The sequence below is a fragment of the Pseudomonas monteilii genome, from assembly GCA_001534745.1.
In the GTDB taxonomy this organism is placed as follows: domain Bacteria; phylum Pseudomonadota; class Gammaproteobacteria; order Pseudomonadales; family Pseudomonadaceae; genus Aquipseudomonas; species Aquipseudomonas alabamensis.
The window spans coordinates 3,254,615-3,278,068 of the sequence record CP013997.1 but is presented as its reverse complement, the minus strand read 5'-3'; the positions used below and the strand labels follow the sequence as shown (position 1 = coordinate 3,278,068).

Sequence of the window (23,454 nt, the reverse complement as noted above, 5' to 3'; positions counted from 1 at the left end):
AAAGTCGACGCGAAATCTGAAACTTATCAGAACCGCTTTATCCAACGCCGCTTGCCGCTTGCCGCTTGCCGCTTGCCGCTTGCCGCTTGCCGCTTGCCGCGTCACACATGCAACGCATGCCCCAACGCCCTCAGCGCCGCCTCCTGCACCGCTTCCCCCAGCGTCGGGTGCGCATGGATCGTACCCGCCACATCCTCCAGCCGTGCCCCCATCTCCAAGGACTGCGCAAACGCCGTCGACAGCTCGGAAACCCCCACCCCCACCGCCTGCCACCCCAGGATCAGGTGATTGTCGCGCCGTGCCACCACCCGCACGAAGCCGCGCTTGGATTCCAGGGTCATCGCCCGGCCATTGGCGGCGAACGGGAACTGGGCCGTCAGGCAGTCCAGGCCGTGCTCGCCGGCCTGGTCCGGGGTCAGGCCGACCACCACCACTTCCGGATCGGTGAAGCACACCGCCGGAATGGCACGCGGGTCGAAGCGGCGTCGCTGACCGGCGATCAACTCGGCCACCAGCTCGCCCTGGGCCATGGCCCGGTGCGCCAGCATGGGTTCGCCGGTCACGTCACCGATCGCCCAGACGTTGCGCATGCTGGTCTGGCAGCGATCGTCCACGGCGATGGCCGCGCCGCGCATGTCCAGGCCCAGTCCTTCGAGGCCGAACCCCTGGGTCCGGGGCTTGCGCCCAACGGCCACCAGGATGCGATCGCCTTCCAGTTCGAGCAACTGGCCCTCGGGATCACGCACCCGCAGACGATCCTGCTCAGGGTCATGCCCCTCCACGGTATGTCCCAGGTACAGAGCGATGCCTAATTGCCGAGCGGCCTCGGCCACCGGTTGAGTCAGCTCGGCATCGTAGGCCGGCAAGACCTGCGCGCGCGACTCGACCACGCTGACCGCGACCCCGAGCTTGCGGTAGGCGATGCCCAGTTCCAGGCCGATGTAACCGGCGCCGACCACGATCAGGTGGCGGGGCAAGGTCTGCGGTGCCAAGGCCTCGGTGGAGGACACGACGGCGCCGCCCAAGGGCAGCATCGGCAGCTCGACGCTGGTGGACCCGGTGGCCAGCAGCAGGTGCTCGCAACGGATGCGGCCCCCGTCGACCTCGACCTGTTTGCCGTCGAGCAGTCGCGCCCAGCCCTGGATGACGGTGACGCCGTGCTTTTTCAGCAGGGCCGCCACCCCCGTGGTCAGGCGGTCGACGATGCCGTCCTTCCACGCCACGCTGCGGGTGATGTCCAAATGCGGCGTGGACACGCTGATGCCCAGTTCGGCGCGCTCGGCATGCCGACAGGTCTGGTGGAACTGTTCGGCCACATGGATCAAGGCCTTGGACGGGATGCAGCCCACGTTCAGGCAGGTACCGCCCAGCGCGCTGCCCTCGACCAGGACGGTGGCGATGCCGAGCTGCGCGGCACGAATCGCCGCCACGTAGCCGCCAGGGCCGCCGCCGAGGATCAGCAGTTGAGTATCGAGCATGTCGGACATCGGTCACTCCACGAACAGGCAGGCAGGTTGCTCGAGCAGGCCACGCACGGCCTGGATGAAGCGGGCGGCGTCCATGCCGTCGACCACGCGGTGATCGAAGGAGCTGGACAGGTTCATCAGGGTGCGCACCACGATCTGCCCGTCGATCACCACGGGCCGCTGGACCATGCGATTGACGCCGACGATGGCCACCTCCGGCATGTTGATCACCGGCGTGCTGGCGATGCCGCCCAGGGCGCCGAGGCTGGTCAAAGTGATGGTGGAGCCGGAGAGCATGTCGCGGCTGGCCTTGCCCTGGCGCGCCGCCTGGGCCAGGCGAGCGATCTCGGCGGCGTTGTCCCACAGCCCGCCGGCTTCGGCATGGCGCAGCACGGGCACCATCAAGCCATTGTCGCCCTGGGTGGCGATGCCCACGTGCACGGCACCGTGCTGGGTGATCACCTGGGCCTGGTCGTCGTAGGTGGCGTTGATCTGCGGGAAGTCGCGCAGGGCCACGACCAATGCGCGCACCAGCAGCGGCAGGAGGGTCAGTTTGCCGCGGCGTTCGCCCCAGGTGTCGTTGAGGTGCTTGCGCAGCGCCTCGAGCGCCGTCACGTCGATTTCCTCGACGTAGCTGAAGTGCGCGACCCGGCGCTTGGCGTCCTGCATGCGCTCGGCGATCTTGCGCCGTAGCCCGATCACCGGGATCTGTCGGCTGTCGGTGCGCGGCGTGGGACCGGCATGACCGGGCGCCACCGTGGCAGGGCGTTGCAGGAAGCCGTCGAGGTCTTCATGCAGGATGCGTCCGGCAGGTCCGCTGCCGTGCACATAGCGCAGTTCGATCCCGGCCTCCAGGGCGCGCTTGCGCACGGCGGGCGAGGCGAGTGGCTTCTCGGCGACCCGCTCCTGTCTCGCCGCAGGCGTGGCGTCGGCGGCTGCATGGGCCGGCGCCGGTGCAGCGGCTGCCGGTTGGGCAGGCGCAGGCGGGGAAGCAGGCGGCGTGGTCTCGAGGGGCGCAGGCGCTACCGAGGCAGCGGCGTCCACGCGAGGTGTGTCCGTCGCATTGCCCATGCCCTCGACTTCGATGCGGATCAGTTCGCTGCCGACCGCCATGACTTCCCCGGGCGTGCCGCCCAGGGCCACCACCGTGCCCGCCACGGGCGACGGGATCTCCACGGTGGCCTTGTCGGTCATGACGTCGGCCACCACCTGGTCCTCGCCGATCACATCGCCGACCTTGACGAACCATTCCACCAGCTCGACCTGAGCGATGCCTTCGCCGATGTCCGGCATCTTGATGACGTGCGTGCCCATTCAGACCTCCATGACCCGTTTCAAGGCAGCGCCCACGCGGGCAGGGCCGGGGAAGTAGGCCCACTCCTGTGCGTGGGGGTAAGGGGTGTCCCAGCCGGTGACGCGCTCGATGGGCGCCTCCAGGTGATGGAAGCAGTGCTCCTGGACCAGGGCCACCAGCTCGGCGCCGAAGCCACAGGTGCGGGTGGCCTCGTGCACGATCACGCAGCGGCCGGTCTTCTTCACCGAGGCGACCAGGGTGTCGAGGTCCAGCGGCCACAGGCTGCGCAGGTCAATCACCTCGGCGTCCACGCCGCTTTCCTCGGCGGCGACCTGGGCCACGTAGACCGTGGTGCCGTAGGTGATCACCGTCACCTCGTCGCCAGGGCGGACGATGGCAGCCTTGTCCAGCGGCACCTGGTAGTAGCCCTCCGGGACCGCGCTCTGCGGATGCTTGGACCAGGGAGTCACCGGCCGGTCGTGGTGGCCGTCGAACGGCCCGTTGTACAAGCGCTTGGGCTCGAGGAAGATCACCGGGTCGTCGCATTCGATCGAGGCGATCAGCAAACCCTTGGCGTCGTAGGGGTTGGATGGCATCACCGTGCGCAGGCCGCAGACCTGGGTGAACATCGCTTCCGGGCTCTGGCTGTGGGTCTGCCCGCCGTAGATACCGCCCCCGCAGGGCATGCGCAGGGTCAGCGGCGAGATGAACTGGCCGGCGGAGCGGTAGCGCAGCCGCGCCATCTCCGAGACGATCTGGTCGGAGGCCGGGTAGAAGTAGTCGGCGAACTGGATTTCTACCACCGGGCGCAAGCCATAAGCGCCCATGCCCACGGCGGTGCCGACGATGCCGCTTTCAGAGATCGGCGCGTCGAACACCCGCGAGGAGCCATACTTGGCCTGCAGGCCCTCGGTGCAGCGGAACACCCCGCCGAAATAGCCCACGTCCTGACCGTAGATCACCACGTCGTCATCGCGCTCGAGCATGAGGTCCATGGCCGAGCGCAGGGCCTGGATCATGGTCATGTCGCGGGTGCGCACGGCGGTGTCGAGGTCGATGCCACTGTTGCAGTCGTTCATCGTCAAACCCCCATCTGCTGGCGCTGACGGCGCAGGTGTTCGGGCATCTCTTTGTAGACGTCCTCGAACATCGACGCGGCGCTGGGAATATGGCCATTGGCAAGGGTGCCATGGCGTTCGGCCTCCTTCTGTGCGGCGATCACCTCGGCCTCGAGTTCGGCGCTGACCGCCTCGTGCTCTTCGCTCGACCACAGGCCCTGGGCTTCCAGGTGCTGGCGCAGGCGTGCGATCGGATCGCCCAGCGGGAAGTGACGCCAGTCATCGGCAGGGCGGTACTTGGACGGGTCGTCGGACGTGGAGTGGGGGCCGGCGCGGTAGGTCACCCATTCGATCAGCGTCGGGCCATGGCCACGGCGCGCACGCTCGGTGGCCCAGCACGAAGCGGCGTAGACCGCCAGGAAGTCATTGCCATCCACCCGCAGCGAGGCGATGCCGCAGCCCACGCCACGGCCGGCGAAGGTCGTCGCCTCGCCGCCGGCGATGGCTTGGAAGGTGGAGATCGCCCACTGGTTGTTGACCACGTTGAGGATCACCGGGGCGCGGTACACGTGGGCGAAGGTCAGTGCGGTGTGGAAGTCGGACTCGGCGGTGGCGCCGTCGCCGATCCAGGCCGAGGCGATTCGTGTGTCGCCCTTGATCGCCGAGGCCATGGCCCAGCCGACCGCCTGGACGAACTGCGTGGCCAGGTTGCCACTGATGGTGAAGAAGCCGGCGTCGCGTACCGAATACATGATCGGCAGCTGGCGGCCCTTGAGCGGGTCGCGCTCGTTGGACAGCAGTTGGCAGATCATCTCGACCAACGACACGTCACGCGCCATCAGGATGCTCTGCTGGCGGTAGGTGGGGAAACACATGTCATCACGGTTCAGCGCCAGGGCCTGGGCCGTGCCGATGGCTTCCTCGCCCAGGCTCTGCATGTAGAAGGACATCTTCTTCTGCCGCTGGGCCACCACCATGCGGTTGTCGAAGATGCGCGTCTTGAGCATGGCGCGCAGGCCCTGGCGCAGGACCTCCGGCGCGATGCCCTCGGCCCAGGGACCTAGCGCATTGCCCTGGCCGTCGAGCACGCGGATCAGCCCGTGGCTGAGGTCGGCCGTGTCGGCCGGCTCCACGTCGATCGGCGGTTTACGGACCTGGCCTGCGTCGTTCAGGCGCAGGTAGGAGAAATCGGTCTGGCAGCCGGGCCGGCCCGTAGGCTCAGGCACGTGCAGGCGCAGCGGTGCGTACTCGTTCATGCTGTCCACGCTCGCTCGGGATTATTGTTGTGAGCTTCGAAGTCGTGCTGACCTGCCGGAAGGTGCGAGGCAGGTCCTGGTCACTTCAATGATAGGAGCAGACGAGAAGAATATTTCTCTGATGTGCGTTGCCTTTGTCCCGTGCAACGGATAAATATTCTGCATAACCACAAGAACAAGGTGAGTTTCCCTGATGCGAAAACTCGATCGCACCGATATCGGCATTCTCAACCAGTTGCAGGAGAACGCCCGGATCACCAATGCCGACCTGGCGCGTGCCGTGAACCTCTCGCCGACCCCCTGCTTCAACCGGGTTAAGGCCATGGAACAGGCGGGCGTGATTCGCCAGCAAGTCACCCTGCTGGCGCCCGACGTGCTGGGCCTGGACGTCAACGTGTTCATCCATGTGAGCCTGGAAAAACAGGTCGAGCAGTCGCTGCACCGCTTCGAGGAAGAAATCGCCGAGCGGCCCGAAGTCATGGAGTGCTACCTGATGACCGGCGACCCCGACTACCTGCTGCGCGTGCTGCTGCCCAGCATCCAGGCGCTGGAACGCTTCCTCGATTACCTGACACGCCTGCCGGGCGTGGCCAACATCCGCTCCAGCTTCGCGCTCAAGCAGGTGCGCTACAAGACCGCACTGCCGCTGCCCAGCAACGGCCTGACCATTGGTGAGTGACGGTGGCCGCCGTTCGCGACCGTGGCGGCATTGTTTCCTGGGTCGGGAACTGTTGCCCGAGGCGTTCATCGAACGTGTGTTCGTGTACGGCGTCATGCGGTCTTGAGCCGCTTGCCAGACAGGCGTCCAGTCACGCTTTTCTACCGGGCCGGGCCTGTGACATGCGGTTTCGGCCTCTATGCGTGCCGCGTGCTCTGATCAATCGTTTTCTTTCACCTGCACCAAGGAGCCTACGGGACGCCGATGCGACAGATCTGGAAGTCATTTCGCTCGCTGTATTTCGCTGCTCTGATGATGTTGATCGGCTCTGGCCTGCTCAGCACCTACCTGGCCCTGCGCCTGGCCGCCGAGCAGGTCGACAGCCTGTGGGTCGGTGCACTGATGGCCGCCAACTACTTCGGCCTGGCGGTCGGGGGCAAGATCGGCCACCGGCTGATCGCCCGCGTCGGGCACATCCGCGCCTATGCGACGTGCGCCGGCATCGTCGGCGCCGCCGTGCTCGGGCATGGCATGACCGACTGGCTGCCGGCCTGGGTCGGGCTGCGGATGATCGTCGGCATGGGCATGATGTGCCAGTACATGGTCCTGGAGAGCTGGCTCAACGAACAGGCCGACGCCAAGCAGCGCGGCGCCGTGTTCAGTGGCTACATGATCTTCTCCTACCTCGGGCTGGTGCTCGGCCAGCTGATCCTGGTGGTGCACCCTGAGCTGGGCCCGGAATTGCTGATGCTGGTGGCGATGTGCTTCGCCCTGTGCCTGGTGCCGGTGGCCATGACCCGACGCATTCACCCGGCGCCGTTGCGTCCGGCACCGATGGAGCCACGGTTCTTCATCAAGCGCGTGCCGCAGTCGTTGAGCACCGTGCTCGGCGCGGGGCTGATCGTCGGGTCGTTCTATGGTCTGGCGCCGGTGTATGCGGCCGGGCAGGGGTTGAGCACCGAGCAGGTCGGTCTGTTCATGGGCTTCTGCATCTTCGCCGGCCTGGTGGTGCAGTGGCCGCTTGGCTGGCTGTCCGACCGTTACGACCGCGCGGTGCTGATCCGTACCGTCGCCATCGGCCTGGCGATCAGCTCGTTGCCGCTGGCGGTGATGCCGGGCGTCCCCCTGGAGCTGCTGTTCGGCATCGGTTTCCTGATCTCGTTGCTGCAGTTCTGCCTCTATCCGCTGGCGGTGGCGTTCTCCAACGACCATGTCGAAAGCGAGCGCCGCGTCTCGTTGACGGCCATGCTGCTGGTGACCTACGGCGTCGGCGCCAGCATCGGCCCGTTGGTGGCCGGTGTGCTGATGAAGCTGCTGGGCCCGCAGATGCTGTATGCCTTCTTCGTGTTCTTCGGGCTAGTCCTGGTCTGGCGCATCCGACCCAAGGCGGTGACCGGGCTGCATCAGGTCGAGGATGCGCCGTTGCACCACGTGGCCATGCCTGCGGCTGGCTCGCCGTTGTCGGCAGCGCTGGATCCCCGGGTGGACGAGCAGGTGGTGCAAGACGTCATGCAGACGCCGGTGGCGGCGGAAGATACCGAGGACGAGGATGAGGAGAAAGATGGGGCCGTCGTGCCTGAGGCCGACGTCATCGAGGAAGCGCCGCGCAAGTAAAGGTGGCAGGTCAGCGTTCAGTCTGTCGGCTATGGATCGGCGTTACCACCGCTATCACGGGCAAGCCCGCTCCCACAGGTGACCGCGATAGCCTGCAACCCCGCGGTGGGGCTACGGGTGTAGGAGCGGCCCCTGTGCCGCGATTGGGCCCGCCAGGGCCCACATCAGCACTTGGCAGAAACCATAGAATCTCCCACAGGCGGCTTTGTCATCGTGCGACTGCGTGCTTGATCGTGCGATTGCCTGCTTGAAAGGGGCACCTGTGGGAGCTGGCTTGCCAGCGATAGAGCCTGTTCATCCACTTCAGGGCTGACAGGCCAGCGTTCGGCCTGTCGGCTATGAATCGGCGTTACTACCGCTATCGCGGGCAAGCCCGCTCCCACAGGCGGCTTTGCCATCGTGCGGCTGTCTGCTTGAAAGGGTACCTGTGGGAGCTGGCTTGCCAGCGATAGGGCCTGTTCATCCACTTCAGGGCTGACAGGCGAGCGTTCGGCCTGTCGGCTATGAATCGGCGTTACCACCGCTATCGCGGGCAAGCCCGCTCCCACAGGCGGCTCTCACAGGCGGCTTTGCCATCGTGCGATTGCCTGCTTGAAAGGGGTACCTGTGGGAGCTGGCTTGCCAGCGATAGGGCCTGTTCATCCACCTCAGCGCTAACAGGCCAACGTCCGAGCCGTGGTCGGCCATGGGGCGGCGTTACTACCGAAGCCTGAAACTTTTTGCAACCGTCTTATCCAATGCCGCTTGCCGCTTGCCGCTTGCCTCAATAATCGTCCTTGTCGAACCGCCGCGCCTCGCGCTGCAGCTGGTAGACGAAACTCTCGATGCGTCGCTGCACCTGGCCATTGAGGTTGTGGAAGCGAACCCCGGCGAACGTGGTATTGAACCGTTCTTCATAATGCAGATGCCGCAGTTCCACCATCACCTGGGACATGCCCAATGGCTTGCCGGCGCTGAACCGATCGTAGACCTGGCCCAGTTGCAGGTAATCTTCCACATTGCCGTCGAAACGCAGCTTGCAGCCGGTGGCCGAGATGTCCAGCAGCTTGCCGCGCAGCATGCCGCTGCCCTTGAGCCGGTCGCCATCGAGCACGACATCCACCAGTTGCGACAGCTTGAGCGCAGCCCGGAACGCGTTGCGGCGTTGGTGGTAGACGATCTGCTCGGGCAGGCTGCCTTTGTAGCAACGGCCTTGGCCGCACTGGCTGATGGTCAGCGCCGTGGTGCATTCCCAGGCGATGCGCACGCCGTCGTGGAACCCCTCGACCCGGAAGGCTTCGCCGTTCTCGATGAATTTCTCGCCGTCGCGTGGAATCAGCTCGTCCAGCGCCAGGGTGCCGCTTTCCCGGTCGACGTCCACCACATAGCTCTGAAAGCGATGGGCACGGTCATGGAAGGTGATGATCAGCGGGTCATGGCTGTCTTGCAGGGCGCGCAGGTTGGACACTACCTCCAAGGGCGTGGTCAGCACCTGGGGCGGCTGGGGGGCATCGGCATCATCGAACACGGGTAATCAATCTCCAGGCAAAAACGACACACGCGAGGCGAGGCATTCTGCCAGCATGTATCGCGCCTTGACAGCAGTATTCACACTTGGCTGAGCGTGCGAGGGCCGGTCAGCGGGGCAGTGGTGCCACGGCTGTTGTACAGCGACGGGGATTCGCCCCCCATGAGAATGCGGACCTGCGTCGCGGTCGCCTGCTGCTGCATCTGGATGACCCGGCCATTGGTCTCGTTGATCTTCTGGCACGCCTCCATCAGCCCGGTGAGCACGTCGAGCTGCTGCAGCAGCACCTCGCCCAGGGAAGACTGCGCGGCGACGGCCTGGACACCGGCACGGTCCGCCGACAGGCCAAGGCTGTTCAGCAGATGATTGCGGCGTCGGCCTTGCTGCTCGAGCAGCACGATCAGCGATTGCTTGCGCGCCAGGATGTTCTCCAGCACGACCATGTCCCGACCGTGCAGGGCAACCGCCTCGTTCTGCAACAAGGTCAGCAGCTCCTGGGTCGGGGCGATGTCGTCTTCGATCAGTTGCAGCAAGCTGGTGTCGTGCATGGCGGACTCTTGGCGTAGGCGTACGGGACGTCAGGGCGACGAAAGGTCAGCGCTGCGCTTCGAAACCGAGCATCTTGCTGGCGACTCGACCGGCATCGACCTGGTAGCTGCCATCGGCGATGGCTTGCTTCAGGGCCGCCACGCGGCTCTTGTCGACCACGGGCTGATCGCGCAGGTTGTCGGTGATCTTCTGCAACTGCTGGGCCTCCTGGCTCAGATGCACGGCTTCGCCGCTGACGCTGGCACGGGGCGCGGTGGCGCTGGTGGCGGCGGTTTTTTCGGTGCTGCTGGCTGAGCCCGCGGCACGCGTACCGCCGACGGACGGTGAATTGTTCAAACGACTGAAGTCGATGACCATGATCAGAAACCTCTGGGTTCAGGACGCTTGCCTTGTTTTCGGCCATCGGTGCAAAAACTTTAGGCGCGAAAAGGCAACCGCTTGTCAGCAGGGTTCGGATAACCCTAACGGCACAGTGTAGGAAAAGCCGGCCTGAACCGCCAGCCTGGTCTACATGGCCACCTCGACCTGCCCCGGCCCCACGACCATGGCCTTCACCACCCGGTTGGAATTGAGGTTGCGTACCCGGATCTGCTCGCTCAACCCTCCCTTGACCAAGGCTTCGCCCGGCATGCGCACACTCAGGCTGCCGCTGCGGGCGATGATCACCACGTGATCGCCCTTGCGAATCACCTCGGCCTGTTCCAGGTGCTGGGGCGTCAACACCTGGTCGAGCACGGTGGGGCGCACCAGCTTCATGCCCACGGCCTGGTCGAGCTGGCTCAGAAAGCCCCGGTTCAGCGTGCCCACGTCACGTTCGCGCATGACGACGTCCCCTTCGCCGATGACGCTTTCGCGCTTGAGCGGGCGGCTCATCACCACCACCTCGCGGTACAGGTGCACCTGCGCCGGGACGAACACGGTCCAGGGCGCCGCGCCGTTGCAGCGTACGCGCACCGTCACCCGGCCCATCGGCTGCGCGGGGCTTTCCAGTGACGCGTCCAGGTCGCGATCGCACAGCGGCATGCGCAGTCGCGGGTCGATGGCATTGACCTGCACCTCGTAGCGGCCCTCGGTCTGGCTGGTCGCCAGATAATCCTCCACGGCGTACTCAAGAAACCCCTGGGCCACGCCGATAAGCTGTTCAGGCGCGGTGAACGTGTCAGCGTGCAGGCGCAAGCCGGGTGCAAGCAGACACGTCGCGGCCACCAGGGCAGGCAACTGGCGCATCAGTCGTCGGGATACTGTCGTTTTCTCAGGCATACCGCTCGAAAAGCAAAGCTCGTGCCGACTTGCACGAAGCGCTGATCGATGAAGGAGCAAGGCATGGCAGGTGTAATGGATTCGGTCAACCAGCGTACGCAGCTGGTAGGACAGAATCGGCTCGAGCTGCTGCTGTTTCGCCTCAATGGCGCACAGCTGTACGGGATCAACGTATTCAAGGTCCGCGAAGTGCTGCAATGCCCTGACCTGACCTTGCTGCCACGCTCCCACTCGGTGGTGCGGGGCGTGGCCAACATCCGCGGTGCGACCATCCCGATCATCGACCTGTCGTTGGCGACCGGGCTGCCGGCGCTGCGCGAAGAGACGCGCAACAGCTTCGTGATCATCACCGAGTACAACACCAAGACCCAGGGCTTTCTGGTGCATTCGGTCGAGCGCATCGTCAACATGAACTGGGAGGAGATCCATCCGCCACCCAAGGGCACCGGTCGTGACCACTACCTCACCGCCGTGACCCACCTGGACAACCGCATGGTCGAGATCATCGACGTGGAGAAGGTCCTGGCCGAAGTGGCGCCGACGTCGGAGTCCATCTCCGAAGGGGTGATCGATGCCGAGGTGCAGGACAAGGCGGTGATGCAGCGCGTGTTGATCGTCGACGACTCGTCGGTGGCGCGCAAGCAGGTCAGCCGCTGCCTGCAGACGGTCGGTGTGGAGGTGGTGTCGCTCAACGACGGTCGTCAGGCGCTGGACTACCTGCGCAATCTGGCGGACGAGGGCAAGCGTCCGGAGGAGGAGTTCTTGATGATGATCTCCGACATCGAGATGCCCGAAATGGACGGCTATACCCTGACGGCGGAGATTCGCAGCGATCCGCGCATGCAGAAACTGCACATCCTGCTGCATACTTCGCTTTCTGGCGTGTTCAACCATGCCATGGTCAAGAAGGTTGGCGCGGATGATTTCCTGGCCAAGTTCAGGCCGGATGACCTGGCACAACGCGTAGTCGATCGTATCAAGGCTGCGTATTAAATGGCCGAGCATGCTCTGGCGCGACATGAGATTCGAGGGACGGCCACTGTGTCTACGGGTAATTTGGATTTCGAGCAGTTCCGGGTCTTCCTGGAGAAAGCCTGTGGGATTCTGTTGGGTGAGAACAAGCAGTACCTGGTCTCCAGCCGTCTCAACAAGCTGATGGAGCAGCAGGGCATCAAGTCGCTCGGCGAACTGGTGCAGCGCTTGCAGACCCAGCCGCGCGGCGGATTGCGCGAGCAGGTGGTGGACGCCATGACCACCAACGAAACCTTGTGGTTCAGGGATACCTACCCGTTCGAGGTGTTCAAGAACAAAGTGATCCCTGAGTTCATCCGCAAGAACCCAGGCCAGCGCCTGCGCATCTGGTCGGCGGCGTGCTCGTCGGGCCAGGAGCCGTATTCGCTGTCGATGTCCATCGACGAGTTCGAGCGGACCAACCTGGGGCAGCTCAAGGCCGGCGCGCAGATCGTCGCGACCGACCTGTCCAGCGCCATGCTCGCCAACTGCAAGACCGGCGAGTACGACAGTCTGGCAATCGCCCGGGGCCTGTCACAGGAGCGACTGCAGCGTTACTTCGACAGCCGTGGGGCAGGGCGCTGGGCGATCAAGGCGCCGATTCGCAGCCGCGTCGAGTTCCGTCCGTTCAACCTGCTCGACAGTTATGCCAGCCTGGGCAAGTTCGACGTGGTGTTCTGCCGTAACGTGCTGATCTACTTCTCGGCGCAGGTGAAGAAGGACATCCTGCTGCGCATCCACAGCACCCTCAAGCCTGGCGGCTACCTGTTCCTGGGGGCCTCCGAGGCGCTCAACGGGCTGCCGGATCACTTCCAGATGGTGCAGTGCAGCCCGGGGATCATCTACCAGGCCAAGTGAAGGAGGGCGGCCATCGGGTGCCGCCTGCTTCATGGCTGTAGAAGCGTCGTTCCAGCCGTGGACGGCGTGGCTGATCTTGCGGGCCCTGCGGGCCCGATCGCAGCACAGGGGCCGCTCCCACAGGTGACCGCGATAGCCTGCAACCCCGCGGTGAGGCTACGGGTGCAGGAACCGCGATAGCCTGCCACGCCGCGGTGGAGCTACGGGTGTAGGAGCGGCCCCTGTGCCGCGATCGGGCCCGCAGGGCCCGCAAGATCAGCCACACCGTCGCCACAGGCTCACCTCCATGGCCCAGCCATAATCCTTGCAGCTTGCAGCCCCCATCCTTCCATTGCCGCTTTCCCGTCACCCTGCGGAAAAAAATTGCCGCTTTTCTGGCAGCCACCTCGACATTTTCACGCACAGCCCCCGCATTCATTGCCTTCCGCCACATTGGCACAGCCCTTGCTAATACATCGCATCCGACCATTCTGGCCGTCCTGCGAAGGTTTTCTGACATGAGCATCAGTTTCGACAAGGCGCTCGGCATCCATGAAAAAGCCCTGGGCTTTCGGGCCCAGCGTGCCGAGGTGCTGGCCAACAACATCGCCAACGCCGACACGCCGAACTACAAGGCGCGCGACCTGGACTTCTCTTCGGTGCTCGCCGCCGAGTCGCAGAAGACCCAGGGCGGCCGCATGACCCTGGAGCGTACCAGCAGCCGGCATATCGAAGCCGAAGGTCTGGCATCCACCGCCGACGACGTGCTGCAGTACCGCACCCCCTTGCAGCCGTCGCTGGACCAGAACACCGTCGACGCCCAGCTCGAGCAGTCGAGCTATGCCGAGAACGCCATCGGCTTCCAGGCCAGTTTCACCCTGCTCAACAACAAATTCAGAGGGCTGATGTCGGCCCTGCGCGGAGAATGACCATGTCCCTCGCCAATGTCTTCAACATCGCCGGCAGCGGCATGAGCGCGCAGAACACGCGGCTCAACACGGTGGCATCGAACATCGCCAACGCCGAGACCGTCTCCTCGAGCGTCGACCAGACCTACCGGGCCCGGCATCCGGTGTTCGCCACCACCTTCCAGCAGGCGCAGTCCGGCATGGGCCAGTCGCTGTTCGAGGACCAGGGCGAAGCCGGGCAGGGCGTGCAGGTGACCGGGATCATCGAGGACCAGAGCAACCTGGAAGCCCGCTACGAGCCCAATCACCCGGCGGCGAACAAGGACGGCTACGTCTACTACCCCAACGTCAACGTGGTCGAGGAGATGGCCGACATGATCTCTGCCAGCCGGTCGTTCCAGACCAACGCCGAGCTGATGAACACCGCCAAGACAATGATGCAGAAAGTCCTGACCCTCGGTCAGTGATAGGGAACCCTGGCCATGGCAGTCGATAGCACCAGCGCGGTCAACCTGACGGACGTCCTCAAGGCGTCCACGGTGACCAGCGCCACCCCCAGCAGCAACAAGAGCGCCAGCCTCACCGGCGCCAGCGAAAAGGCGCTCGGCAAGGATGCGTTCCTGCAACTGCTGGTGACCCAGATGCAGCACCAGAACCCGCTCGACCCGCAGGACAACAGTGAGTTCGTTGCCCAGTTGGCCCAGTTCAGCAGCCTGGAAGGCATCTCCTCGCTCAACGAGTCGGTGACCTCCATCTCCAGCGCGCTCGGCTCCTCCCGTGCCTTGCAGGCCTCGTCCCTGGTCGGCCGCTCGGTGGTGGTGCAGAACGATCAGGCCGTGGTCGACACCACCAAGAGCCTGAACGGCAGCGTGGTGCTGCCGCAGTCGGTGAGTGGCGCCACGGTCAGCGTCAGCGACACCAGCGGCAAAGTGATCAAGACCATCGAGCTGGGTCCGCAAAGCGCGGGCAATGCCAGCTTCATCTGGGACGGCACCAACGCCAGCGGCGAGAAGGTCGACCCTGGCACCTACCGTTTCGACGCCAAGACCACCGTCGACGGCGCCTCGGTGGCCTTGGGCACGCTGCTGCCCGCCACCGTCACCAGTGTGACCCTCAGCCAGACCGGCGGGGAAATGATGCTCAACCTGTCCGGGGTCGGCCAGGTCGCGTTGTCCAAAGTGCAAACCATCGGTATTTGACGCCGGTTCACGGCATCAGGAGTGAAACATGTCGTACAACATCGGCCTGAGTGGCCTCTACGCGGCCAACAAGCAGCTGGACGTGACCGGCAACAACATCGCCAACGCCAACACCACTGGCTTCAAGTCGTCGCGGGCTGAATTCGCCGACGTCTATGCTGGGGCCAACCGCCTGGGCACCGCGGGCAAGCAGGTCGGCAGCGGTGTGAACGTGGCCGCCGTGTCGCAGCAGTTCAACCAGGGTGACGTGACCAGCACCGGCAACGTGCTGGACATGGGCATCCAGGGCCAGGGCTACTTCATCCTCAACGACGGCAACTCGACCAGCTACACCCGTGCCGGTGCCTTCCAGACCGACAAGGACAGCTATGTCGTCAGCGCCGACGGCGACCGCCTGCAAGGGTATGCCGCCGATGCCTCGGGCAAGATCCTCAAGACCGGCCTGACCGACCTGAAGATCGACACCTCGGCGTTGCAGCCCAAGGCCACCACCAAGGTCGACCAGGGCCTGAACCTGAACTCGTCGGCCACCTCGATTCCGCTGCAGGTCAGCGACGGCAACACGCCCCCGGCGATGGTCGCCAACAAGCCGTTCGACCCGTCGGACGATACGACCTACAGCCGCTCGTTCCCGACCAAGGTCTACGACAGCCAGGGTAACGAACACACCCTGGAGCAGTTCTACCGCAAGACCGACACCAACCAGTGGTCGATGTATACCCTGATCGACGGTCGCAACCCGATGGACCCAACCAGCACGCAGCCGCTGACCGGCACGCTGGCCTTCAACAGCGACGGCTCGATCAACCGCATGACCGCCGACAACACCGGTTTGCCGGCAGGCGGGTCGTTCACCGTGGCGGACAACACCTTCACCCTGGGCGGCTGGGTCCCGGCCGAGAAGAACGGCGCAGGCGTGTGGGCGGCCAATGGCGCGGCCGGCGACGCCAAGGGCATCAAGCTGGGCATGGACACGACCACCTCCTACAACAGCGACACCGCGCGTGTCTCGCAGTCGCAGGACGGCTATGCCACCGGCACCTTGTCCAGCCTGAGCGTCGACTCCACCGGTGTGCTGTTCGCCAGCTTCAGCAACCAGCAGTCCCGTGCTATCGGCCAGGTGGCGGTCGCCAGCTTCGCCAACGACCAGGGCCTGGCCAAGATCGGCGGTACCCGCTGGCAGGCCACCTATGCGTCCGGCGCAGCCGGCGTCGACACGCCGAAGACCGGCAGCCTGGGCTCGATCGAGTCGGGCTCGCTGGAAGCCTCGAACGTCAACCTGACCCAGGAGCTGGTCGATCTGATCAAGGCGCAGAGCTACTACCAGGCCAACGCCAAGACCATTTCCACCGAAAGCACCCTGATGCAGACCACCATCCAGATGTCCTGATGGCGGTCGGCGCCTGGTATGCCGCTGCCACGAGCGCGGCACGCCAGGCGCTCGCGTCGCGGTGGTCCTAACGTCATTTTTCTAGGGGTAGTGCCTGTATGCGCGCGTCGCTTCTCGTGTCCGCCCTTGCCGGTGCCGTGCTGTTGGCTCAGGCCCACGCCGCCGCGGCGCCCTGGTTCCGCTGGGAAAGCCAGGTCGATGGGCATCTGGTCTGCTCACAGTGGTCGCCTGGCGAGGGCTGGAAGCGGTTTGCCGGCCCTTTCAACAACGCAGCCTGTCGCGACCACTGAAGGCCTGGTGCGGTTAGGCCCGCACCTTCATCGTCTGCATCGCTGGCAAGCCGGCTCCCACACCCTGTCTGCAATGTCCAGGTCATTGTGGGGCGTGCCCGCGATGCAGGCGGTGACGGATCGGGCGCTATCGCTGGCAAGCCAGCTCCCACAGGTCCCGATTCCACTGATGCTGTGGTGTGACGAGCGCCCTTCTGTGGGAGCCGGCTTGCCGGCGAGAGGGCCTGTACATTCCACACCTGCCTTGCCAGCTGCCGGCAAGCGGCAAACAACCGCCGGATAACCGTCATCACGGTCCCGACCGTTCATCCCCAAGCCCCATGAACACGGGGCTTTTCCGTGCTTTTGAAAAGTTGGCGCAAAGCTTGCTTAACAGCCAGCACAGCAACGGCCGGCGGCAATCGCCCGCCCGTGCAGCGGAGGATCGAAGTGGACAAATTGCTCTACGTGGCCATGAGTGGCGCCAGCCAGAACGCACTGGCGCAACAGGCCCATGCCAACAACCTGGCGAACGTCTCGACCAGCGGTTTCCAGCGTGACCTGGAGCAGGCGCGCTCGATGCCGGTGTTCGGTGACAGCTTTCCGGCGCGGGCCTATGCGATGACCGAGCGGCCTGCCACCGACTTCACCCCCGGCGCCCTGCAGGAAACCGGGCGTGACCTGGACGTGGCGGTCAGCGGCGATGGTTTGATCGCGGTGCAGGCACCCGACGGCAGCGAAGCCTACGTGCGTACCGCCAGCCTGAACATCGACGCCCTGGGCGTGCTGCGTGCCGGCAACGGCATGCCGGTGATGGGCAACGGCGGCCCGATCGCCATTCCGCCGCAGCAGAAGGTCGAGATCGGCGAGGACGGCACCATCAGCATCCGTGGCATGGGCGAGGACCCGCGCGTCATCGCCGAAGTGGACCGGATCAAGCTGGTCAAGCCGGACATCAAGGCCATCAGCAAAGGCACCGACGGCCTGCTGCACACCGGCAACGGCCAGCCCGCACCGGCTGACGGTACCGTGCGCATGGTCTCGGGGTTCCTCGAGGCGAGCAACGTCAACGCCGTCGAGGAAATGACCTCGGTCCTGGCGCTGTCCCGGCAATTCGAGCTGCATATCAAAATGATGAACACGGCCAAGGAAGGCGACGAAGCCATGGCCCGCGTCTTGCAAATCGGCTAATCACACCTGAACACGTGCCGTAAAACAGGCACACGAGGAGAATCCCATGCTTCCGGCTCTGTGGGTCGCCAAGACCGGCCTGTCCGCCCAGGACACCAACCTGACGGTCATTTCCAACAACCTGGCCAACGTCTCGACCACCGGCTTCAAGCGCGATCGCGCCGAGTTCCAGGACCTGCTGTACCAGACCAAGCGCCAGCCCGGTGCCCAGTCCACCCAGGACAGCCAGCTGCCGTCCGGCCTGCAGGTCGGTACCGGTGTGCGCATCGTCGGCACCCAGAAGAACTTCGCGGTCGGCAGCCTGCAGACCACCGAGAACCCGCTGGACATGGCGGTCAACGGGCGCGGCTTCTTCCAGGTGCTGCAACCCGACGGCACCGTGTCCTACACCCGTGACGGTACCTTCCACCTGAACTCCGATGGCCAGATCGTCACCGCCAACGGCTTGTCGCTGGAACCGGCCATCGTCGTGCCGCCCGATGCCATGACCTTCACCGTGGGCCAGGACGGCACCGTGTCGATCACCACCTCGGGCAACGCTGCCTCCCAGGTGATCGGCAACCTGCAGACCGCCGACTTCATCAACCCGGCCGGCCTGCAGGCGATCGGCAACAACCTGTTCCTGGAGACCGCCGCCAGCGGTGCGCCGCAGGTGGGTACGCCCGGCCTGAACGGCTTCGGCACCACCTTGCAGCAGACCCTGGAGAACTCCAACGTCAGCACCGTAGAAGAGCTGGTGAACATGATCACCACTCAGCGCGCCTACGAGATGAACTCCAAGGTCATCTCCACCGCCGACCAGATGCTGTCGTTCGTGACCCAACAGCTGTAACCCTTGAAAGCGATCCGGCTGCGCCCGCAGCGTCCGTCACACCGTGAGGTAAGCGTCATGCATCGTCTGTTTTCCGTGTTCGCCCTGGGCAGTGCGTTGGTGCTGACCGGTTGCGTGGCGCCGGCAGCCAAGCCCAACGACCCCTACTATGCGCCGGTGCTGCCGCGCACGCCGCTGCCGGCGGCGGCCAACAACGGGTCGATCTACCAGGCCGGGTTCGAGCAGAACTTCTACAGCGATCGCAAGGCCTTCCGGGTCGGTGACATCATCACCATCACCCTCAACGAGCGCACCTCGGCGAGCAAGAACGCCGGCTCGCAGATCGCCAAGAACAGCAGCGCCAAGCTTGGCCTGACCTCGCTGTTCGGCGGCTCGGCCACCACCAACAACCCGTTCGGCGGCGGCGACCTGTCGCTCGACGCCGGCTACAGCGGTGACCGCAGCACCAAGGGCGACAGCAAGGCGGCCCAGGGCAACACCCTGACCGGTTCGGTCACCGTGACCGTGGCCGAGGTGCTGCCCAACGGCATCATCGCTGTGCGCGGCGAGAAGTGGATGACCCTGAACACCGGTGACGAGCTGGTGCGTATCGCCGGGCTGGTCCGGGCCGACGACATCGCCACCGACAACACCGTGCCGTCGACCCGGGTCGCCGATGCGCGCATCACCTACTCGGGCACCGGCTCGTTCGCCGAGGCCAGCCAGCCGGGGTGGTTCGACCGCTTCTTCCTCAGCCCGTTGTTCCCCTTCTGAGTGCGCACGCCCATGCTCAACGTTAGGCACCTGATCGTCGCGACCCTGCTGCTGACCTGTGCGTTCGGTGCCCAGGCCGAACGCCTGAAGGACATCGCCAGCATCTCTGGCGTGCGCACCAACCAGCTGATCGGCTACGGCCTGGTCGTGGGGCTCAACGGCACGGGTGACCAGACCACCCAGACGCCGTTCACCCTGCAGACCTTCAACAACATGCTGTCGCAGTTCGGCATCAAGGTGCCGCCAGGGTCGGGCAACGTGCAGCTCAAGAACGTCGCGGCGGTGTCGGTGCATGCCGACCTGCCGGCGTTCGCCAAGCCGGGGCAGGTGATCGACATCACCGTGTCGTCCATCGGCAACTCCAAGAGCCTGCGCGGCGGCAGCCTGCTGATGACGCCGCTCAAGGGGATCGACGGCAACGTCTACGCCATCGCCCAGGGCAACCTGGTGGTCGGCGGCTTCGACGCCGAAGGCCGCGACGGCTCGCGCATCACCGTCAACGTTCCGTCGGCAGGCCGGATCCCCGGTGGCGCGTCTGTCGAGCGTGCGGTGCCGAGCGGCTTCAACCAGGGCAACAGCCTGACCTTGAACCTCAACCGCCCGGACTTCACCACCGCCAAGCACATCGTCGACAAGGTCAACGAACTGCTCGGCCCGGGCGTGGCCCAGGCCATCGATGGGGGCTCGGTGCAGGTCACCGCGCCCATGGACCCGAGCCAGCGCGTGGACTACCTGTCGATCCTCGAGAACCTCGAGATCGATCCGGGCCAGGCCGTGGCCAAGGTGATCATCAACTCACGCACCGGCACCATCGTGATCGGCCAGAACGTCAAGGTGTCGCCGGCGGCGGTGACCCACGGCAGCCTGACCGTGACCATCACCGAGGACCCGATCGTCAGCCAGCCGGGGGCGCTCTCCGGTGGTCAGACCGCCGTGGTGCCGCGCTCGCGGGTCAATGCCCAGCAGGAAGCCAAGCCGATGTTCAAGTTCGGCCCCGGCACCACGCTCGACGAGATCGTCCGCGCGGTGAACCAGGTCGGCGCTGCACCCGGTGACCTGATGGCGATCCTCGAAGCCTTGAAACAGGCCGGGGCGCTGCAGGCCGACCTGATCGTGATTTGAGGACCGTACGATGAACAACGCCAAGAGCCTGGTCTCCAGTCAAGCCGACAGCGGCGCCTACACCGACCTCAACCGCTTGAGCTCGCTCAAGCACGGTGATCGCGACAGCGAAGGCAACCTGCGCAAGGTGGCCCAGGAGTTCGAGTCGTTGTTCGTCAGCGAAATGCTCAAGGCCTCGCGCAAGGCCAGCAATGTGCTGGCCGACGACAACCCGATGAACACCGAGACCGTCAAGCAGTACCAGGACATGTACGACCAGCAGATGGCGGTGAGCATGTCGCGCCAGGGCGGCGGCATCGGCCTGCAGGACGTGCTCATGCGTCAGCTGTCCAAGCAGAAGAGCCCGGCGGTGGGCAACCCCAGCCCGTTCCCGCGGGTCGAGGGCAGCGCGCCGACCCTGTGGGGCCGGCAGGGCGTGGCCGGTGCCCATTCGGCGGTCAGTGGCGACACCCACGGACGCAATGACGTCGCGGCGCTCAATGCACGGCGCCTGGCCCTGCCGGGCAAGCTGACCGACCGTCTGCTGGCGGGCATCGTGCCGTCGGCCACGGCGGCTGCGGCCGCCACCGCCACGACCAACACCGCTGCGCTGCCGGCCCGCGAAGGCGTAGCTGCCGTCGGGGCGTCCACGGCCCGTGCCTTCGCCGCGCCGGACCGTGCCCAGTTGCAAGGGCTCAGCCGCAGTGTCGCGCAGCCGCCGCTGGCGCCGCAAAAGGTCTTCTCCGGCAGCGACGACTTCGTCGCCACCATGCTGCCGATGGCCGAAGCGGCCGCCAAGCGCATCGGCGTCGACCCGCGCTACCTGGTCGCCCAGGCGGCGCTGGAAACCGGCTGGGGCAAGTCGGTGATGCGCAACGCCGATGGCAGCAACAGCCACAACCTGTTTGGCATCAAGGCCAGCGGCAACTGGGAAGGCGACAAGGCCCGGGCGATCACCAGCGAATTCCGCGACGGCAAGTTCGTCAAGGAAACGGCGTCGTTCCGTTCCTACGAATCCTACCAGGACAGCTTCCACGACCTGGTCAGCCTGCTGCAGAACAACGCCCGCTATAAAGATGCGGTCGCCTCTGCCGATAAACCAGAACAGTTCGTGAAGGAGCTGCAAAAAGCCGGGTACGCCACCGACCCTGCCTATGCCAGCAAGATTTCGCAGATAGCCAAGCAGATGAAGTCGACCGAGAGCTACGCGGCTCTGACGACCACTCGGCAACTATAAGGGCCCGCAACCATGGCGAGTTTGATCAATATCGGCATTTCCGGCCTGAACGCCGCGCAGTCGGGGTTGCATACCCTGGGCAACAACATCGCCAATGCCGACGTGGACAGCTATTCGCGCCAGCAGATCGTCCAGCAGACCAAGGGCTCGCAGCAATACGGCAACGTCTACATCGGCACTGGGACCACCCTGGCTGACGTGCGCCGCGTGTACAACTCGTTCCTCGAGAACCAGCTGCGCACCACCACCAGCCTGAGCAGCGATTCGACCGCCTACCTCAACCAGATCACGCCCCTGGACAAGTCGCTGTCGAGCACCGACACCGGCGTCACCTCGGCCTTGCAGAGCTTCTTCAGCGCCTTGCAGGAAGTCTCCGCGCGCCCGACCGAGGACGCCTCGCGGCAACTGCTGCTGACCAGTGCCCAGACCCTGGGCAAGCGCTTCAATGCCCTGTCGACCCAGCTCAAGCAGCAGAGCAGCAACATCGACGGCAACATGGCCACCATGGCCGACCAGGTCAACAAGCTCAGCAGCACCATCGCCCAGTACAACGACCAGATCGCCCGTGTCTCGGCGACCCAGGGTACGCCCAACGACCTGCTCGACAAGCGCGATGGCGCGGTCCGCGAGCTGACCTCACTGGTCGGCGCCCAGGTGGTCGAGCGCGAAGGCAACTACGACATCTACCTGAACAACGGCCAGTCGCTGGTGCTGGGCAAGACCACCCAGGCCCTGTCCGTGGCACCGGGTCAGAGCGACCCGACGCGCATGGCGCTGATGCTCAACCGCGGCAACACCCAGATGGACATCACCGCCAGCACCACCGGCGGCGAGCTGGGTGGCCTGCTGCGCTACCGCAGCGATACCCTGGACCCGGCGCTCAACGAGCTGGGCCGCATCGCGCTGGTCGTGGCCGACTCCATGAACAGCCAGCTCGCCCAGGGCCTGGACAAGAACGGTGAGTTCGGTGCTGCCCTGTTCGGCGACATCAACAGTGCCGAGGCGGCCAGCCAGCGCAGCATCCCGCGGATCGGCAACAGTGTCGGCTCGGGCAACCTGGGCGTGACCATCGAGAACAGCGGCAAGCTCACCACCAACGATTACCAGGTGACCTTCAGCAACGCCTCGACCTACAGCGTGCGGCGCCTGCCGGACAACACCGAGATGGGCAGCTTCGACCTGAACGCCGATCCGGCGCCGGTGATCGATGGCTTCAGCCTGGCGATGAACGGTGGCGCACCGAAGGCGGGCGACAGCTTCCGCATCGTGCCGACCCGCAGCGGCGCCGGCGACATCGGCACCAGCCTGACCGACGCCAAGCGTCTGGCGCTGTCCGCGCCGTTGAGCATCAGCACCGCGCTGGGCAACAAAGGCACGGCGGTGGCCGGCCAGCCGACGCTGACCTCGACGCTGGACGCCTATGACGCGACCCAGCGCAGCCAGCTGCAGACTGGTCTGAAGTACTCCACCCCGGTCAAGCTGGTGTTCGGCGACGATACCGCCTCGCCCCAGGGCTATCAGCTGTACGACGCCAAGGGCACGCAGATCGGCACCGGGACCATCGTTGCCGGGCAGAACAACGCCCTGAAGCTGAGCGTGCCGATGGTCGACGCCAGCGGCAACCCGATCACCGAGAACGGCAAGCAACAGGCCTTCACCTTCGAGATGAGTGTGGAAGGCGTGCCGCGCAAGGGTGACAGCTTCACGGTCTCGCTGACCGGTTCGGGTTCCACCGACAACCGCAATGCCCAGGCCCTGCTGGCCCTGCAGAACGGCTCCAGCGTCGATGTCGGGGCCACCGGCAAGGGCATGAGCTTCACCGATGCCTACGCCAAGCTGGTGTCCAACGTCGGCGGCAAGGCGTCCCAGGCGACCATGGACAGCACGGCCACCTCGGCCTTGCAGACGTCGGCCCGTGACAGCCGCGACTCGGTGTCCGGTGTCTCCATCGACGAAGAGACCGGCAACCTGATCAAGTTCCAGCAGTACTACACCGCGTCGTCGCAGATCATCAAGGCGGCCCAGGAAACCTTCGCCACCTTGATCAACAGCCTTTAAAGGAGC

General features: G+C 65.3%; 23 protein-coding genes. 15 read left to right on the top strand and 8 right to left on the bottom strand.

Annotated elements, in window-relative coordinates; translation table 11 throughout:
• Window positions 1-101 precede the first annotated feature (101 nt).
• The 4 genes from APT63_13925 to APT63_13910 are packed head-to-tail and all read right to left on the bottom strand — an operon-like array spanning window position 102 to window position 5,074.
• A complete protein-coding gene (locus APT63_13925) occupies window positions 102-1,487 on the bottom strand; it encodes a dihydrolipoamide dehydrogenase (GenBank protein ID AMA46633.1) in 1,386 nt (461 codons plus the stop codon).
• Between the two features lie 3 nt (window positions 1,488-1,490).
• Window positions 1,491-2,780: a branched-chain alpha-keto acid dehydrogenase subunit E2 gene (locus APT63_13920; GenBank protein AMA46632.1), complete on the bottom strand. Its 1,290-nt coding sequence runs from the start codon at window positions 2,778-2,780 to the stop codon at window positions 1,491-1,493.
• Window positions 2,781-3,839, bottom strand: a complete 1,059-nt coding sequence (locus APT63_13915) for a 2-oxoisovalerate dehydrogenase (protein AMA46631.1) — start codon at window positions 3,837-3,839, stop codon at window positions 2,781-2,783. It lies immediately after the preceding gene.
• 2 nt (window positions 3,840-3,841) lie between these two features.
• Window positions 3,842-5,074 carry a 2-oxoisovalerate dehydrogenase gene (locus tag APT63_13910; GenBank protein ID AMA46630.1) on the bottom strand — a complete coding sequence of 411 codons (1,233 nt, stop codon included), beginning with the start codon at window positions 5,072-5,074 and terminating at the stop codon, window positions 3,842-3,844.
• Between the two features lie 193 nt (window positions 5,075-5,267).
• Here APT63_13910 and APT63_13905 point away from each other — a divergent pair, with 193 nt between their 5' ends.
• Both APT63_13905 and APT63_13900 read left to right on the top strand, forming a co-directional pair.
• Window positions 5,268-5,753 (top strand): ArsR family transcriptional regulator, encoded by a 486-nt coding sequence (locus tag APT63_13905; GenBank protein ID AMA46629.1) that lies wholly within the window; start codon window positions 5,268-5,270, stop codon window positions 5,751-5,753.
• A 243-nt stretch (window positions 5,754-5,996) separates the two neighbouring features.
• Window positions 5,997-7,346, top strand: a complete 1,350-nt coding sequence (locus APT63_13900) for an MFS transporter (protein AMA46628.1) — start codon at window positions 5,997-5,999, stop codon at window positions 7,344-7,346.
• A gap of 763 nt (window positions 7,347-8,109) precedes the next feature.
• Here the strand turns inward: APT63_13900 and APT63_13895 are convergent.
• The 4 genes from APT63_13895 to APT63_13880 all read right to left on the bottom strand — a co-directional run bounded on the left by APT63_13895 (window position 8,110) and on the right by APT63_13880 (window position 10,662).
• Window positions 8,110-8,853 (bottom strand): pilus assembly protein PilZ, encoded by a 744-nt coding sequence (locus APT63_13895; protein ID AMA46627.1) that lies wholly within the window; start codon window positions 8,851-8,853, stop codon window positions 8,110-8,112.
• 80 nt (window positions 8,854-8,933) lie between these two features.
• Entirely contained in the window at window positions 8,934-9,401 is a 468-nt protein-coding gene (locus APT63_13890; protein AMA46626.1) for a flagellar biosynthesis protein FlgN, read from the bottom strand.
• A 46-nt stretch (window positions 9,402-9,447) separates the two neighbouring features.
• Window positions 9,448-9,759, bottom strand: coding sequence for a flagellar biosynthesis anti-sigma factor FlgM (locus APT63_13885; protein AMA46625.1), 312 nt, complete (start codon window positions 9,757-9,759; stop codon window positions 9,448-9,450).
• Window positions 9,760-9,909: 150 nt separating this feature from the next.
• Window positions 9,910-10,662, bottom strand: a complete 753-nt coding sequence (locus tag APT63_13880; GenBank protein ID AMA46624.1) for a flagellar biosynthesis protein FlgA — start codon at window positions 10,660-10,662, stop codon at window positions 9,910-9,912.
• Between the two features lie 63 nt (window positions 10,663-10,725).
• On the opposite strand from APT63_13880, the gene APT63_13875 reads away from it, so the two are divergent.
• From APT63_13875 to flgK, 13 genes are all read left to right on the top strand, one after another.
• Entirely contained in the window at window positions 10,726-11,655 is a 930-nt protein-coding gene (locus tag APT63_13875) for a chemotaxis protein CheW (GenBank protein AMA46623.1), read from the top strand.
• Window positions 11,656-11,703: 48 nt separating this feature from the next.
• Complete coding sequence (locus tag APT63_13870) at window positions 11,704-12,531, top strand: chemotaxis protein (protein AMA47902.1); 828 nt, start codon at window positions 11,704-11,706, stop codon at window positions 12,529-12,531.
• A 497-nt stretch (window positions 12,532-13,028) separates the two neighbouring features.
• Window positions 13,029-13,439 (top strand): flagellar biosynthesis protein FlgB, encoded by a 411-nt coding sequence (flgB, locus tag APT63_13865; GenBank protein AMA46622.1) that lies wholly within the window; start codon window positions 13,029-13,031, stop codon window positions 13,437-13,439.
• 2 nt (window positions 13,440-13,441) lie between these two features.
• Window positions 13,442-13,885: a flagellar basal-body rod protein FlgC gene (locus APT63_13860; protein AMA46621.1), complete on the top strand. Its 444-nt coding sequence runs from the start codon at window positions 13,442-13,444 to the stop codon at window positions 13,883-13,885.
• 15 nt (window positions 13,886-13,900) lie between these two features.
• Window positions 13,901-14,617 carry a flagellar biosynthesis protein FlgD gene (locus tag APT63_13855; GenBank protein ID AMA46620.1) on the top strand — a complete coding sequence of 239 codons (717 nt, stop codon included), beginning with the start codon at window positions 13,901-13,903 and terminating at the stop codon, window positions 14,615-14,617.
• Window positions 14,618-14,645: 28 nt separating this feature from the next.
• Window positions 14,646-16,007 carry a flagellar biosynthesis protein FlgE gene (locus APT63_13850; GenBank protein ID AMA46619.1) on the top strand — a complete coding sequence of 454 codons (1,362 nt, stop codon included), beginning with the start codon at window positions 14,646-14,648 and terminating at the stop codon, window positions 16,005-16,007.
• Window positions 16,008-16,105: 98 nt separating this feature from the next.
• A complete protein-coding gene (locus tag APT63_13845; protein AMA46618.1) occupies window positions 16,106-16,297 on the top strand; it encodes a hypothetical protein in 192 nt (63 codons plus the stop codon).
• A 429-nt stretch (window positions 16,298-16,726) separates the two neighbouring features.
• Window positions 16,727-17,467 (top strand): flagellar biosynthesis protein FlgF, encoded by a 741-nt coding sequence (flgF, locus tag APT63_13840; protein ID AMA46617.1) that lies wholly within the window; start codon window positions 16,727-16,729, stop codon window positions 17,465-17,467.
• Window positions 17,468-17,513: 46 nt separating this feature from the next.
• On the top strand, window positions 17,514-18,299 hold the full coding sequence (gene flgG / locus APT63_13835; GenBank protein ID AMA46616.1) for a flagellar basal-body rod protein FlgG: 786 nt from the start codon (window positions 17,514-17,516) through the stop codon (window positions 18,297-18,299).
• A 57-nt stretch (window positions 18,300-18,356) separates the two neighbouring features.
• On the top strand, window positions 18,357-19,052 hold the full coding sequence (gene flgH, locus APT63_13830; GenBank protein AMA46615.1) for a flagellar basal body L-ring protein: 696 nt from the start codon (window positions 18,357-18,359) through the stop codon (window positions 19,050-19,052).
• A gap of 12 nt (window positions 19,053-19,064) precedes the next feature.
• Complete coding sequence (locus tag APT63_13825; GenBank protein AMA46614.1) at window positions 19,065-20,174, top strand: flagellar biosynthesis protein FlgI; 1,110 nt, start codon at window positions 19,065-19,067, stop codon at window positions 20,172-20,174.
• 10 nt (window positions 20,175-20,184) lie between these two features.
• Window positions 20,185-21,390: a flagellar biosynthesis protein FlgJ gene (locus APT63_13820; protein AMA46613.1), complete on the top strand. Its 1,206-nt coding sequence runs from the start codon at window positions 20,185-20,187 to the stop codon at window positions 21,388-21,390.
• Between the two features lie 12 nt (window positions 21,391-21,402).
• Window positions 21,403-23,448 carry a flagellar biosynthesis protein FlgK gene (flgK, locus tag APT63_13815; protein ID AMA46612.1) on the top strand — a complete coding sequence of 682 codons (2,046 nt, stop codon included), beginning with the start codon at window positions 21,403-21,405 and terminating at the stop codon, window positions 23,446-23,448.
• The last annotated feature ends 6 nt before the right edge of the window (window positions 23,449-23,454 follow it).

What these genes read in the sequence shown, in the direction of transcription:
- APT63_13920 (AMA46632.1), bottom strand. Translation starts at nt 2,780, where the DNA reads ATGGGCACGCACGTCATCAAGATGCCGGACATCGGCGAAGGCATCGCT.
- APT63_13855 (AMA46620.1), top strand. Translation starts at nt 13,901, where the DNA reads ATGGCAGTCGATAGCACCAGCGCGGTCAACCTGACGGACGTCCTCAAG.
- flgB (AMA46622.1), top strand. Translation starts at nt 13,029, where the DNA reads ATGAGCATCAGTTTCGACAAGGCGCTCGGCATCCATGAAAAAGCCCTG.
- APT63_13905 (AMA46629.1), top strand. Translation starts at nt 5,268, where the DNA reads ATGCGAAAACTCGATCGCACCGATATCGGCATTCTCAACCAGTTGCAG.
- flgH (AMA46615.1), top strand. Translation starts at nt 18,357, where the DNA reads ATGCATCGTCTGTTTTCCGTGTTCGCCCTGGGCAGTGCGTTGGTGCTG.
- APT63_13915 (AMA46631.1), bottom strand. Translation starts at nt 3,839, where the DNA reads ATGAACGACTGCAACAGTGGCATCGACCTCGACACCGCCGTGCGCACC.
- flgG (AMA46616.1), top strand. Translation starts at nt 17,514, where the DNA reads ATGCTTCCGGCTCTGTGGGTCGCCAAGACCGGCCTGTCCGCCCAGGAC.
- APT63_13875 (AMA46623.1), top strand. Translation starts at nt 10,726, where the DNA reads ATGGCAGGTGTAATGGATTCGGTCAACCAGCGTACGCAGCTGGTAGGA.
- flgK (AMA46612.1), top strand. Translation starts at nt 21,403, where the DNA reads ATGGCGAGTTTGATCAATATCGGCATTTCCGGCCTGAACGCCGCGCAG.
- APT63_13890 (AMA46626.1), bottom strand. Translation starts at nt 9,401, where the DNA reads ATGCACGACACCAGCTTGCTGCAACTGATCGAAGACGACATCGCCCCG.
- APT63_13925 (AMA46633.1), bottom strand. Translation starts at nt 1,487, where the DNA reads ATGTCCGACATGCTCGATACTCAACTGCTGATCCTCGGCGGCGGCCCT.
- APT63_13860 (AMA46621.1), top strand. Translation starts at nt 13,442, where the DNA reads ATGTCCCTCGCCAATGTCTTCAACATCGCCGGCAGCGGCATGAGCGCG.
- APT63_13825 (AMA46614.1), top strand. Translation starts at nt 19,065, where the DNA reads ATGCTCAACGTTAGGCACCTGATCGTCGCGACCCTGCTGCTGACCTGT.
- APT63_13885 (AMA46625.1), bottom strand. Translation starts at nt 9,759, where the DNA reads ATGGTCATCGACTTCAGTCGTTTGAACAATTCACCGTCCGTCGGCGGT.
- APT63_13845 (AMA46618.1), top strand. Translation starts at nt 16,106, where the DNA reads ATGCGCGCGTCGCTTCTCGTGTCCGCCCTTGCCGGTGCCGTGCTGTTG.
- APT63_13900 (AMA46628.1), top strand. Translation starts at nt 5,997, where the DNA reads ATGCGACAGATCTGGAAGTCATTTCGCTCGCTGTATTTCGCTGCTCTG.
- APT63_13910 (AMA46630.1), bottom strand. Translation starts at nt 5,074, where the DNA reads ATGAACGAGTACGCACCGCTGCGCCTGCACGTGCCTGAGCCTACGGGC.
- APT63_13820 (AMA46613.1), top strand. Translation starts at nt 20,185, where the DNA reads ATGAACAACGCCAAGAGCCTGGTCTCCAGTCAAGCCGACAGCGGCGCC.
- APT63_13880 (AMA46624.1), bottom strand. Translation starts at nt 10,662, where the DNA reads ATGCCTGAGAAAACGACAGTATCCCGACGACTGATGCGCCAGTTGCCT.
- APT63_13850 (AMA46619.1), top strand. Translation starts at nt 14,646, where the DNA reads ATGTCGTACAACATCGGCCTGAGTGGCCTCTACGCGGCCAACAAGCAG.